The sequence below is a fragment of the Amycolatopsis sp. NPDC024027 genome, from assembly GCF_040638975.1.
In the GTDB taxonomy this organism is placed as follows: Bacteria; Actinomycetota; Actinomycetes; order Mycobacteriales; family Pseudonocardiaceae; genus Amycolatopsis.
Genome location: NZ_JBEZYY010000010.1, coordinates 225,636 through 240,056, shown reverse-complemented (window position 1 = coordinate 240,056; position 14,421 = coordinate 225,636). Strand labels below are relative to the sequence as shown.

General features: G+C 75.2%; 3 protein-coding genes. All 3 read left to right on the top strand.

The genetic code is table 11. The features are described 5' to 3' along the window. The first annotated feature begins 228 nt into the window (after positions 1-228). Genes AB0F52_RS25255 through AB0F52_RS25245 form a run of 3 tightly spaced genes read left to right on the top strand, consistent with a single transcriptional unit; the run spans position 229 to position 14,415 of the window. Positions 229-8,022, top strand: a complete 7,794-nt coding sequence (locus AB0F52_RS25255) for an amino acid adenylation domain-containing protein (RefSeq protein ID WP_360175665.1) — start codon at positions 229-231, stop codon at positions 8,020-8,022. Between the two features lie 13 nt (positions 8,023-8,035). Then, positions 8,036-13,432: a condensation domain-containing protein gene (locus tag AB0F52_RS25250; protein WP_360175662.1), complete on the top strand. Its 5,397-nt coding sequence runs from the start codon at positions 8,036-8,038 to the stop codon at positions 13,430-13,432. Further along, on the top strand, positions 13,429-14,415 hold the full coding sequence (locus tag AB0F52_RS25245) for a 3-oxoacyl-ACP synthase (protein WP_360175659.1): 987 nt from the start codon (positions 13,429-13,431) through the stop codon (positions 14,413-14,415). The genes AB0F52_RS25250 and AB0F52_RS25245 overlap by 4 nt, the downstream gene beginning before the upstream one ends. Positions 14,416-14,421: the final 6 nt, after the last annotated feature.

The following is a 14,421-nucleotide window of genomic DNA, read 5'->3' as shown; positions in this document are numbered from 1 at the left end:
ACACGGTCCGCGGCGCACCGGCGGCGCCGAACGGCGTAATCGCCTTCCCGGAATTCGGAGTGTCCACAGTGTCCATCTTGGACGATCAATTTCCCTTGTGGTCGGCGGCAATTATGGACAGTGACGGCCGGTCCCTCGATCGGCGGCTTGCCGGGGGCGCGAAGCCGCTGGAAGTATCCGGAGTTCGGCACCGCCGGAATTCCGGCATCGTGCATGGGAATTCTGGGGATGACTACCACGACCGGACCATTGAACAGCGTGGGCGACCTGCTGGCCCACCGGGTGGACCGCACCCCCGCGGAAACCGCGGTGGTGTGCGGCCGGACCCGGCTGAGCTACGCGGAACTGGCCGCCCGCAGCGACGAAGTGGCCGCGCGGCTGGCCGCGCACGGGGCCGGCCCGGAGACCCGGGTCGGGCTCTTGACCGAGCGCGGCGTGGACATGGTGGTGGCGGTGTTCGGCGTGCTGAAGGCGGGGGCGGCGTACGTCCCGCTGGACCCGGCGCACCCGGCCCGGCACCGGGCCGCCCTGCTCGCCGACGCGGGGGCCGTGCTGGTGGTGACCCAGCCGGAGCCGGCCGGAAGCCTGCCACCGGGGTGCGTGCCGGTGTTCGTGGCGGGCGGCGGCCACCACCCGGTCGTCGCCTTCCCGCGGATCCGGCCCGACAACCTCGCCTACGTCCTCTACACCTCCGGCTCGACCGGGCGGCCCCGGGGCGTGCTCGGCACCCACCGCGGGCTCCTCGCCCTCTTCGCCGCCCACCACGCCGGGATCTTCGCCACCGCCACCGCCACCGCGGGCGAGCGGCTGCGGGTGGCCCACACCGCCGCCCTGTCCTTCGACGCCTCCTGGGTTCCGCTCCTGTGGATGCTCGCCGGGCACGAGCTGCACGTGCTGGAGCGGGCCGATCCGCGGGCGACCGTCGCCGCGCTGGCCGCCGCGCGCGCCGACGTGCTCGACGCGACGCCCTCCCACGTCCGGATGCTCCTGCTCGCCGGCCTCCTGGACGGTCCGGCGCGGCCGCGGGTGGTCGTCACCGGGGGCGAGCCCGTCGGCGCGGACCTCGGTGCCGCACTGACGGCCGCCGGGGTGGTGGTCCGGAACGCCTACGGCACCACCGAGACCACAGTGGACAGTCTGGTCTGCGACATCGTTCCCGAAGGCCGCGCGGTGCTCGGCCGTCCGGTCGCGGGCACCCGCGTCCAGGTGCTGGACGCCGGGCTGCGGCCGGCCGCGGAGGGGGAGCTCCACCTGGCCGGGCCCGGCCTGACGCGCGGCTACCTCGGCCGGCCCGGGGCGACCGCCGCCGCCTTCGTCGCCGACCCGGCCGGGCCGCCCGGCTCGCGGATGTACCGCACCGGCGACCGCGTACGCCGCCGGGACGACGGCCTGCTGGACTTCCTCGGCCGAGCCGACGGGCAGGTCAAGATCCGCGGCATCCGCGTCGACCCCGCCGAGGCCGAAGCGGCCCTGCTGGGCCACCCCGGACTGGCCGCCGCGGCCGTCGTGGCGAGACGGGACGGCCGCGACGCCGATCAGCTCGTCGCCTACGTCGTGCCGAAGGCCGCGTCCGTGACCGGGCTGCGGGCCTACCTGCGCGGCCGCGTCCCGGAGCACCTGGTGCCCGCCCGGTTCGTCGAGCTGGCCGCCCTGCCGCTGACCGGCAGCGGCAAGGTCGACCGCCGCGCCCTGCCCGAGCCCGGCCGCCCCGGCGGCGACGGCGCCGCGCCCCGGAACCCGGCGGAAGAGCTGGTCGCCGGCGTCTGGTGCGAGGCACTGGGCCTGGACCGCGTCGGAGCGGATGACGACTTCGTCGAGCTGGGTGGCGACTCGATCCTCGCCATGCGGGTGGCCGGCACGCTCAACCGGCGCCTGGGCACGGCGCTGCCCGCCCAGGCCGTGTTCGGGCACCGGACGGTCGCCGGGCTCGCGGCGGCCCTGCCGGCCGCGCACGCCGGCCACGCGCCGGTGCCGGCGGCGCCGGGCACCGCGCTGCCGCTGTCCTCCGGGCAGGAGCGGCTCTGGTTCCTCGACCAGCTCGCCCCGGGCGGCGCCGAATACAACACCGCCGCGGGGTTCCGGCTGCGCGGGCCGCTCTCGGTCGACGCGCTGGCCAGGGCGCTGACCGCGCTGGCCGGACGCCACGAATCGCTGCGGACGACGTTCCCCACCGTGCGGGGGCGAGGCGTCCAGGTCGTCGGGCCGCCACCGGAGATCCGGCCGGACGTCCGTGCCGCCGGAGACCTCGAGCGGGAGCTGCTCGCCGAGGTGCAGCGGCCGTTCGACCTCGCCCGCGGCCCGCTGTTGCGGGCGACGGTGTTCGAGCTGGGCGACGACGACCACCTGCTCCTGCTGGTGCTGCACCACATCGTCACCGACGGCTGGTCGATGGGCGTGCTCGCCGGCGAGCTCGGCCGGCTGTACTCGGACCCGGCGGCCGAGCTGCCCGCGCTGCCGTTGCGCTACGCCGACTTCGCCGCCTGGCAACGCGACCGGCTCGCCGGTCCCGAGCTGGACGACCGGATCGCCTACTGGGAACGGCAGCTGGCCGGGGTGCCGGCGCTCGAACTGCCGACCGACCGGCCGCGGCCCGCCGTGCGGGGAACGGCGGGCGCGACGCACCGGTTCACCGTGCCCGCGGCCGTGACGGCCCGGCTGGCCGAGCTCGGCCGGGAGCGCGGCGCCACGCTCTTCATGACCCTGATCGCGGCGACGCAGGTCCTCTTCGCGCGCTACACCGGCCAGCGCGACATCGCGATCGGCACGGTGACCGCCGGCCGGTCCTGGGACGAGCTGGCGGACCTCGTCGGCTTCTTCGTCAACACCGTGGTGCTCCGCTCCCGATTCGATGGAGATCCATCCTTCGCCGACTTCCTGACCGGCGTCCGCTCGACGGTGCTCGACGCGATGGGCCACGACGACGTCCCGTTCGGCCGCCTGGTCGAGCTGCTCGCCCCGGATCGCGACGCGAGCCGCTCGCCGCTGATCAACACCATGGTGGTGCTGCAGAACGCGCCCTCGGCGGTCCCCGAGCTCAGCGGGCTGGCGGTCGAGGAGCTCGACCTGCCCCGGCGCTCGGCGCAGTTCGACCTCACGCTCGAGTTCGAGCCGCGGGACGGCGGCCTGCGGGCCACCGCCGAGTACAGCACCGAGCTGTTCGACGCCGGCACGATCCGGCGGCTGGCCGAAAACCTGCTCACCCTGCTCACCGGCATCGCCGCTGATCCCGGCCGCCGGTTGTCCCGGCTGCCGTTCCCGGCGCCCGCGCAACGACGCGAGCTGCTGGCGGTGGGCCGTTCGACGGCGGACGGACCCGGGCTGACCGTGCTCGACGTCTTCGCCGAGCGCGTCCGCGAGTGCCCGGACGCCCTCGCGGTGACCTGCGCCGGCACGGCGTTGACCTACCGGGAGCTGGACGCGCGCGCGAACCGGCTCGTGCCCGGCCTGATCGCGGACGGCGCCGGGCCGGACGTCCGGATCGGGCTGTGCGTGCCACGGGGGATCGACGCGGTCGTCGGCATGCTGGCCATCCTGAAGGCCGGCGGCGCCTACGTCCCGCTCGACCCGCGCTACCCGGACGAGCGGCTGGCGTTGCTGCTGGCGGATTCCGGGGCCACGACCGTGGTCACCACGCACGCGGTACGCGACCGGGTCCCTCGCGGGGCCCGCGTGCTGATCTCGGACGTCGATGGGACGCCCGGCAGCGCCCCGCCCGGCCGGGGCCGGCCGGAAAACCTGGCCTGCGTCCTCTACACCTCGGGTTCGTCGGGCCGGCCGAAGGGCGTGCTGATCGAGCACCGGTCGGTGACCCGGCTGTGCGCCGACCCGTACGCCCGGCTCACCCCGGACGACGTCGCGACGCAGTACGCGCCGCTGTCGTTCGACGCCTCGACGCTGGAAATCTGGGGCGCGCTGCTGTCCGGGGCGCGGCTCGCGATCGACCCCGACGACGTCCCGTCGGTCGACGCCCTCGGCGCCTTCGTCCGTGCCGAGGGCGTCACCGCGCTGTGGCTGACCGCCGGGATGTTCCACGAGGTGGCGGCGGCCGACCCCGGGGTGTTCGCGGGGCTGCGGCGGCTGGTTTCCGGTGGCGACGTCCTTTCGCCGCGGCAGTGCGCGGCGGCCCTGCGCCGGTGGCCGGACCTGGAGCTGGTCAACGGGTACGGGCCCACGGAGAACACCACGTTCACCGCCTGCCACCGGGTCCGGGCCGGCGACGGCGACCGGCCGGTGCCGATCGGGCGGCCGATCACCGGGACCCGCTGCCTGGTGCTCGACCGCCACCTCGACCCGGTGCCGGCCGGGGTGCCCGGCGAGCTGTACGTCGGCGGGAGCGGCCTGGCCCGCGGCTACCTGGACCGGCCGGGGCTGACCGCCGACCGGTTCGTCGCCGACCCGTTCGGCCACGGCACCCGGCTGTACCGCACCGGGGACGTCGTGCGCTGGCGCGCCGGCGCGGACTGGGTGCTCGACTTCCTCGGCCGGTCCGACGACCAGGTCAAGATCCGCGGCTTCCGGATCGAGGTGGGCGAGGTCGAGGCGGCGCTGCGGCGGCACCCGGACGTCGCCGAGGCCGCCGTGCTGGCGCGGGAGGACACCCCCGGCCACAAGCGGCTGGCCGGGTACGTCGTGCCACGCCGTCCGGTGGAGCCCGGTGCGCTGCGGGAGTTCCTGGGGAAGAGCCTGCCGGGCCACCTCGTCCCCGGCGCGCTGGTGCTGCTGGACCGGTTCCCGCTGACGCCGCAGGGCAAGCTCGACCGCCGGGCGCTGCCGGCGCCGCGGCCGCGGGCCGCGGGGACCCGCACCGCGCCCCGCGGTCCGGCCGAGGAGCTGCTGACCCGCGTGTGGGCCGAGGTGCTCGGCGTCGAGCGCGTCGGGTCGCGGGACAACTTCTTCGAGCTGGGCGGGGACTCGATCCTCGGCATCCAGGTCGTGGCCCGGGCCCGGCAGCTCGGGCTGCGCCTGAGCGCCAAGGACGTCTTCCTCCGGCAGACCCCGGCCGAGCTGGCCGCGGCGGGGGTGTGGGAGGAACCGGCGGCACGCGAGGCGCCCCGGCCGTCCGGCGCGGTGCCGCTGTCGCCGATCCAGCACTGGTTCTTCGAGACGGTCACCGAGCACCGCGGGCACTTCACCCAGTGGGTGTCGGCCGAACTCGCCGCCGACGTCGACCACCCGGCGCTGCAAACCGCGATCGCGGCGCTGGTCAGCCACCACGACGCCCTCCGGCTGCGGTTCCGCCGGCTCGGCGGCTCCTGGCGGCAGGAGTACGCGGAAACCGTTCCCACCACCGTGTTCCGCGTCGGAACAGTGTCCACTATGGACTTCTTCAAGCTTGACGGCGGCGCGTTGTTCACCGCGGTGCTGGACGGCTCGCGGCTGCTGCTGGCGGCCCACCACCTGATCGTCGACGGCGTCTCGTGGCGGATCCTCCTCGCCGACCTGCGCACGGCCTACCGCACGGCCCGCACCGGACGGCCGCCGGAGCTGCCGCCCCGGACCACGTCGTTCGGCGACTGGTCGCGGCGCCTGGCCGGGCACGTGGCGGCGGGCGGCTTCGACGACCAGCTCCCGCACTGGCGGCGGCCGGCGCCGGGGGCATCGCCCGGCGGCGACCCGCGGCCGCCCCGCGCGGTGACGGTCCGGCTCGACCCGGCGGAGACGGCGGCGTTGCTGCGCGACACCCCGGCCGCGTACCGCACCCGGATCGACGACGTGCTGGTGAGCGCGCTCGGCCGCGTCCTGGCCGGGTGGCTGGGGCAGGACCGGGTGCTGCTGGAACTGGAGGGCCACGGCCGCGAGGAGATCTTCGGCGACGTGGACCTGTCCCGGACCGTGGGGTGGTTCACGACGTTGTACCCGTGCCCGGTGGAGATCCCGCGGGAGGGCGGCTGGGGCGCGGTGCTGAAGTCGGTGAAGGAGTGCCTGCGCGCGACCCCGGACCGCGGCTTGGGGTACGGCGCTTTGCGGTACTTGGGGAAGGCAGAGCTGCCGGCCCCCCGGCCGGTGGCGGCGTTCAACTACCTCGGCCGCTTCGACCTGGCCGACGCCGAGCAGCCCGAAAGCGCCGGGGCGGGTCTTGGCGGGGCGGGGCCGGATGGTGCCGCCGGGACCGAGTTGTTCCGGGGCGCTCCCTCCGCCATCGGGCTGAGCCGCGCACCGCACGTCACCGGCACCGCCCGGCTCGACGTCACCGCGGCCGTCACCGCCGGCGGCGAACTCGAGTTCGAATGGACCTACTCCCCGGGCGCGCACGACCCCAACACCGTCACCCGCCTCGCCGCCGAGGTGCTCGCCGCGCTTCGCGAAATCGCCGCCCACTGCGCCGAACCGGGGGCCGGCGGGCGCACCCCCTCCGACTTCCCGCTCGCCGCCGCCACCCAGCCGGAGCTCGACCGGCTCCTCGGCGACGGCCGCCACGTCGAAGACGTCTACCCCCTCACGCCGATGCAGGCCGGGATGCTGTTCCACAGCCTGTCCGAACCCGGCACCTACCTCGAGCAGATCTGCTTCACCCTCACCGGCGCCGGTGACCCGGCCGCACTGGAACGCGCCTGGCGACGGGCCGTCGACGAGATCCCCGCGCTGCGCACCGCCATCCGCTGGACCGGTGTCCGCGAGCCGGTCCAGGTGGTGCACCGGGCCGTGACCCTGCCGGTGACCGTGTACGACGGGAACGCACCCGGCGAAGCCGAGCTGCTCGCCGCCGACCGTGAAGCCGGGCTCGACCCGGCCGTGCCGCCGCTGATGCGGGTCACCCTGATCCGGCTGGACGACACCCGGATCCGGACGCTCTGGACCTTCCACCACGTCCTCCTCGACGGCTGGAGCGTCTTCGAGGTGCTCACCGACGTCCTCGCGCACCTCTCGGGACTGCCCGCCAAGCGGCGCCGCCCGTTCGCCGACCACCTCGCCTGGCTGGCCCGGCAGGACGCGGCAGCGGCCGAAGCCCATTGGCGGAAGGTCCTTTCCGGACTCACGCCCACCCGGCTGCCCTACGACCGGCCACCCGGCCGGGCGCACCGCACCCGCTCGACGTCCACAGTGGAACGCGAACTGTCCGCTGTGGATTCCGGACGGCTGGCCGCTTTCGCGCGGCGGCACCGGGTGACCGTCAACGCCGTGGTGCAGGGCTGCTGGGCACGGCTGCTCGCCCGGCACGGCGGCGAGCCGGACGTCTGCTTCGGCGCGGTCGTGTCGGGCCGCCCGCCCGAGCTGCCCGGCGTGGACACCATCGTCGGCATGTTCGTCAACACCGTGCCGGTCCGCGTCACCGTCGCGGAGGCGGAAGACCGGCCGGGCTGGTTCCGGCGCCTGCAGGCCGACCAGGCCGAGACGCGCCGGTTCGGGCACGTCTCCCTGGCCGCGCTGCGCCGCTGGAGCGGCCTGCCCGCCCGGGCAGCCCTCTTCGAGAGCATCATCGTCTTCGAGAACTACCCGTTCGACTCCGGCGCCCTGGCCGAACGCGGGCTGCACGTGGCGGAGCTGACCGCCGTCGAGATCACCAACTACCCCCTGGTCCTCGTGGCCCACGGCAGCGCGCGCGACGACGAACCGCTGAGCCTGCGGCTCGGCTACGACCCCGCGTTGTTCGACGCCGGCACGGCCGAGGCCCTCACCGGCGAACTCGTGGGCCTCCTGCGCGAACCGGCCGGGAAGACCGCACCGCCGCCCGATCGCCCGCCGGCGCGGCCGGTTCCGGAACGACCGGCCGGCCACGACCCGGCCTACCTCGCGCCCCGCACCGCCACCGAGCGGGCGCTGAGCCGGATCTGGGCCGACGTGCTCGCGGTCGAGCGGGTCGGCGTCGACGACGACTTCTTCGCCCTCGGCGGCGATTCGCTGCTGTGCTTGCGGGTCACCGCCCGCCTGCGCGCGGACTTCGGCACGGCGCTGCCGCCGCGGGCGCTGTTCGACAACCCCACCGTCGGGGCGCTGGCCCTGATGCTCGAGCACCCCACGCTCGAAGCACTGGGCCGGGCGGTGGACCGCGGCCTGAACCCGCCGAAGGACTACGAGCTCTAGGAGGTCGGAGCCGGTGCGCAACGACGACGTGGCGATCATCGGGGTGGCCGCCCTGCTCCCGGGCGCCCACGGGCCGGACGCCGTGCACGACCTGCTCGCCGAAGGCCGGGACGTGGTCGGGCAGCCCGGCGCGGAACGGTTGCGGGAGAACGGCTTCGCGGCCGGGCCCGGCTACCTGCCGATGGGCTACCTCGATCGGATCGACCGCTTCGACCACCGCTTCTTCGGCGTGCCGCCGGCCGAGGCCGCCTGGATGGACCCGCACCAGCGGCTGATCCTGCAGCTGGCCCACGAAGCCCTCGAGAACGCGTGTTACGCACCGCAGGCCCTGCGGGGATCGCGCACCGCGGTCGTGCTCGGGAGCTCGCGCAGTGACTACGAAGACCTTTTCGAAGAGGAGGATCCGCAGCAGATCCTCGGCATCATCGGGGCGGCACTCGCGGCGCGGATCAGCTACCGCCACGACTTCACCGGGCCCGCGCTCGTCCTCGACACCGCGTGCAGCGGCAGCCTGGTCGCGGTCGCCCACGCCGTCGCCCTGCTGCGCAGCGGGGCCGCGGAGCTGGCCCTGGCGGGCGGCGTCAGCGTGCGGCCGGTGCCGATCCGGGTGGCCGGGCACGTCCCGGTCCGCGGCGTCGAGTCGCCCGAGGGCCGGTGCCGCCCGTTCGACGAGAAGGCCACCGGCGCGGTCGGCGGCGAAGGCGGCGGCATCGTCGTGCTCAAGCCGCTGGCCGCCGCGCTCGCCGACGGCGACCACGTGCACGCCGTGCTGAAGGGCATCGCGGTCAACCACAACGGCTACCGGATGGCCAGCATGAGCGCGCCGAGCCGGGCGGCGCAGACCGAGGTGATCACCGCGGCCTGGCGCGACGCCGGCGTCGACCCGGCCACCGTCGGGTACGTCGAGTGCCACGGCTCGGCGACCCCGCTCGGCGACGTCGTCGAGGTCGAGGCCCTGCGGCAGGCGTTCCTCGACGCCGGGGTGACGACCCCGTCCTGCGCGATCGGCTCGATCAAGGGCAACATCGGCCACCTGGACAACGCCGCCGGGGTCGCCGGGCTGGTCAAGGTGCTGCTCAGCGTGCGGCGCGGCGTCCGGTACCCGACCGCGCACTTCGAGACGCCCAACCCGCTGATCGACTTCGGCGGCCCGGTGCGGGTCAACCCCGCCTTCGGCCCGTGGGACGAAGGCCGCCCGCGGCGCGCGGGCCTGAGCTCGTTCGGGCTCACCGGGACCAACGTGCACGCCATCGTCGAGGAGCCCCCACCGCCCGCGGTGCCCGCCGAACCGGCGGAGACGAGCCACCTGGTCACGGTGTCGGCGAAGTCGGCGGCCGCCCTCGCCACCTATCGCGACCGCCTCGCCGCGTTCGCCGGGGAGAGCGGGCACGGCGTGCTCCCCATCGGCCACGCCATGAACCGCGGCCGCGACGACCACCCGTTCCGGATCGCCGTGGTCGCCGACGAACCCGCCGGCCTCGCGGCGGCGCTGCGGTCGGCCGCCGTCCCGGAGGCACCCGCCGCGGACGACCCGCCGGTGGTGCTGCTCTTCTCCGGCGACGGCGGCGTCGAACCCGAGCTCTGGGCGGACCTGTGCGCGGCCTGGCCGGTCCTCGGCGACGACCCGCTGCCCGCCGAGCCGGGCCCCCGGCTGGTCGCCGTCCACCACGCGCTCCACCGGCTGGCCCGGTCGCTGGGCATCCCCGACACCCACCTCGTCGGTTCGGGCGCCGGCAACCTGTCGGTGCGGATCGCGCGCGGCGAACTGTCCCTCGAGGACGGCCTGGCGGCCGCGGCGGACCGGGCCGTCGGGGCCGCGCTCGACTCGGCCCGGCTGGCCGAGGCGGTCCGCGGGTTCGTCCGCGACGGCGCGGTGCTGGTCGAACTGGGTACCGGCGGCGTGCTGTCGCGGACGATGCGCCGCCTGGCCCCCGAGCTCGGCTGCGTCGAGCTGATCGCCGGGGCCGGCCGCCGGGCGGTGCTGCGGCAGCTGGCGTCGCTCTACCGGCTCGGTGTCCGGCTGGACTGGGACCGCCACTACGCCGGTGCGCCCGCACCGCGGATCGAAGCCCCGGCGTACCCGCTCGAAAGCGTCCGCTGCTGGTGCCGCCGGCCGGGCGCCCCGGCCGTGCGCACCCGCGCTCCGGAACCTCCGCCGGCTCCGGTGTCCGATGTGGACACCGAGCGCCGGGTCGCCGAGATCTGGGCGCGGGCCCTGGGCGAGGACGGGCTCACCGGGACATCGGACTACTTCGCCCTCGGCGGGACGTCGATCGCGGCGATCACCGCGCTGCGGACCATGGAACGCGACTTCGGCGTCGAGCTGACCTTCGCCGACCTGTACGGCCACCCGACCGTGCGGGCCTTCGCCGCCCGCATCGAGGCCGTGCGGGCCGAGCGCGGCCCGTCCGAAGACCTCCCCGCCATCACGGTCCTGCCGCGCGGCGGCCCGCTGCCGCTGTCGGCGGGTCAGGAACAACTGTGGTACCTCGACCGGCTGAACCCCGGCAGCGCGCTCTACAACATCCCGCACGACCTCCGGCTGGCCGGCCCCCTCGACGAAGCCGCGCTCGCCGGCGCGGTGGACGACCTGCTCGCCCGGCACGAAGTGCTGCGCACCTGCATCCCCGACGACGACGGCGTGCCGTTCACCCGGCTCGCCGAACCCGGGCCCCGGCTCGTCGTGCACGACCTGAGCACCCGGCCCGGAGCGGAGCGGGACGCCGCGGCGCACGAACTGGCCGAGGGGGAAGCCGTCCGCCCGTTCGACCTGGCCACCGGCCCGCTGGTCCGGATCACCCTGGTGCGCCTGGCCGAAGACGACCACGTCCTGCTGTGGACCTACCACCACATCGTCTTCGACGGCTGGTCGCCGACGATCTTCTTCCGCGACTTCACCGAGCTGTACCAGGCACGGCTGGCCGGCCGGACGCCGGACCTCCCCGGCTTGCCGTTCCAGTTCGCCGATTTCGCGGCCTGGCAGCGGAAGCGGCTGACGGGGGAGACGCTCGAGCGCGGCCTGCGGTTCTGGCGCGCCGCACTGGCCGGACTGCCCACCGCGCAGCTGCCGCTGGACCGGCCGCGCCCGGCGGTCCAGACCTTCGACGGCGACCTCGTGGAGTTCACCGTCGCCGAACCGGCGGCCGAAGCCGCCCGCAAGTTCAGCCGCGAACACGGCGTGACGACGTTCGTCACGATGCTCGCGCTGGTCGACGCCCTGCTGCACCGCTGGGCCGGGTTCACCGACGTCGTCGTCGGCGTGGCCACCTCCGGCCGGACGCACCCGGCGACGCACGACCTCATGGGGTACTTCAACAACCTGCCGCCGTTCCGCACCCGGGTCGAGGGATCGCTGTCGTTCACCGAGCTGGTCCGGCGCTGCGCGGACACCGTCGCGCAGGTCCTCGACCACGAGGAGATCCCCCTGGAGAAGATCGTCTCGGCGGTGTGCGGGCCGCGCGAACCCGGCCGCCAGCCGCTGTTCGACGTCGCCTACACCTACCAGAACGTCCCACAGGACACCGCCGAGCTGGGCGGCCTCGGCTGCTCGCGCTTCTCCGACAGCGGCACGGTCGCCGGCATCGCGCCGGGCACCGCGAAGTTCGACCTGACGGTCGGCGTCATCGACCAGCAGGACGGGCCGATGGACGGCTACTTCGAGTACGCGACCGCCCTGTTCGACCGCGAGACGGCCGACGCGCTCGCCCGCCTGCTGCCCGGCCTGCTCGACGCCGTGCTGCGCGAACCCGGCTGCCCGCTCGACGCATTGCCGGCCGTCGACGGCGAGCCGGTCCCCGCCACCAGCCACCGGGAGCCCGCCATGGCCGCACCTTCCTTTGTGGACAATGACGCCGTCACCCACGCCGAACGGGTCCTCGCCGCGATCTGCGCGGACCTGCTGACCGCCGGTCCGGTCTCCCCGAAGGACAACTTCTTCGACCTCGGCGGCGATTCGGTCCTCGGCGTCCGGGTGGCCGCGCGGGCGGCGAAGGACGGCGTCCACTTCACCCCGCAGCAGCTGCTGCAGTGCCGCACGCTCGGCGAGCTGGCCCGCGCCGCCGTCGTCGACGGCCCGGACCCCGTGCCCGCCGCGGCGCCGGTCGCCGCCGCGACGCCCGAGCCGCTGAGAGTGATCCCACCCACCCCGATCCCGCCCACCCCGATCATGCTCAGCTTCCTGCACCGGATGCCGGACGACGTCGGGGACTTCGTCGACGTGCACACGGTGGAAACCACGCCCGGGATCGGCGCGGCCGCGATCCGGACGGCGATCGGGCACCTCTTGACGCTGCACGAACCGCTGCGCTACCGGTTGCGGCGCAACGCACTGGGGGCCCGGCTCGAGGTCGCCGACGTCACCGCGGCGGACGTGTTCGACACGATGGTGCTCCCGCCGCTGACCACCGACGAGGAGCTCGGGATCGTCGCCGACGACTGCCTGGCGATGAAGGCGGAGATGGACCCCGCGCGCGGGCCGCTGTTCCGCGTCCGCCACTACGACCGCGGCCGCGCCCGTGGCGGGCTGCTCGTGTTGCTGGTCAACCACTTCGTCTTCGACAACATGTCCACAGTGGTCGTTCTCGACGACCTGGACGTGCTGCTGGCCGACCTCGCGGCGGGCCGCACCCCGGCCTTGGCACCCCGCCCGCCGCGGTGGCGGGAGTGGGCCGAGCACCTGCGGGCGATGGCCGCTTCGGACGACCTCTCGGCGGAACTGACCTACTGGACGGCGACGCTGCGGGCCGGTGGCGCCGCCGGGACCATCGGCGGCTCGCCCGGCGACGGCATCACCGCCCGCACCCTGGACGACCCCGCGGTCGCGACGCTGCTGTCCGCCGGGGGCGCGCAGGGCCGGGAGGCGGCGCTGTGCGCGGTGTCCTGCGGCCTGGCCCGGTGGCAGGACGCGCCGAGCGCGTTCGTGATGACCGAAGGGGAGGCCACCCCCAACCCGTTCCGGCTGGCCGGGCGCGGCCCGTCGGTGGGCTGGTTCACCACGCTGCACCCGCTGGTGCTGCCGGTCGGGCCGGGCACCGCGGCCCGCGACTGCCTGCCGGAGATCACCGACCGCGCGCGGTCGGTGCCGAACGACGGCGTCGGCTACGGCATGCTGCGCCACGTCTCCCCGGACTCGCCGGGCACCGCGCGGCTGCGCGCCCTGCCGGAACCGGAGGTCCTGGTGCTGCACGGGCCGAGCGACACTTCGGCGTTCGATTCCGGCGTCCGGCTCCTGCGGACCCGCTGGGACCTTTCGGTGAACCTCAAGCGCGCGGTCGCGTCCTGGTTCCCGCTGGTGGTCACCAGTGCGGTGCGCGACGGCGCGCTGCGGCTGGCCGTGGCCGGCGGCGTCGGCCAGGAGCGGCTGGACGCGCTCGCCGACGAAATCCTCGGCGCCTTCACCGAACTCCCGTGATCGCGCTCGCCGCGTCGGCCTGGTACCTGCCGGACACCGCGCTCGCCGTCGCCGAGCTGCCGGAGCTGGCCACGCTGTCCGACGTCGAGCGCGCGACCTGCGCCGCACTGGGCATCGACCGGGTGCCCGCCGACGACACGCTCACCGCGGCCGAGCTGGCCGCCCGGGCGGGCCGGCGGGTGCTCGCGACCGCGGGCCTCGACAGCGGCGACGTCGACGTCGTCCTGACGGTGGAGCCGCGGGCCCCGCAGACGCTGGTCAGCTCGGAAGCCACCCGGCTGCAGGCGATGCTCGGCGCCGGGCGGGCGATGGCGTTTTCGGTCGGTGGGCTCGGTTGTGCGTCGCTCACCCCGGCCCTGCTCGCGGCAAGCGGGCTGCTGCGCGCCGACCCGGACCTGGCGAACGTGCTCGTCCTGCACGGGAGCAAGCCCGCCACCCCCGGGCGCTACCGCCACCCCGTCACGGTCAACGGCGACAGCGGTGGCGCGCTTCTGCTGCGCCGTCGGGGAAATCTCCGGATCCGGGACATCCTGCTGGAGACGAACGGCGCCTACGCGGACCTGTTCCGCGTCGAGTACCGCGACGAGGAGTTCGCGCGGTGGCGGGAAGAGTGCACCGACCCGGCGGCCTATTCGTTCCGGCTGGCCGTGGAGACCCGCAACCGGCTGCGGGCGCTGGTGACCCGCCTGCTCGGCCGCAACGGCCTGAGCCCCGCCGACGTCCCGTGCTGGCTCACCCAGAACCTGTCCACGGCGGCGTTCCGGAACTGGTCGGAGGCCATCGGCGTACCGATCGCGAAAGCGTGCTTCGGCAACCTGGCCCGCTACGGCCACCTCGGGCCCAACGACGTGTTCTTCAACCTGTCGAGCGCCCGGGAAACCGGGGAGTTCGACGGCCGCGCGGTGCTGCTCAACATCAGCCCGGCCGCGGCCTGGAGCGCGCTGCTGGTGACCACCGGCGACACGACGGCCCACGAGCTGTGAGCCCCG

Coding starts and splice junctions, on each gene's coding strand:
- AB0F52_RS25255 (WP_360175665.1), top strand. CDS start 229: ATGACTACCACGACCGGACCATTGAACAGCGTGGGCGACCTGCTGGCC.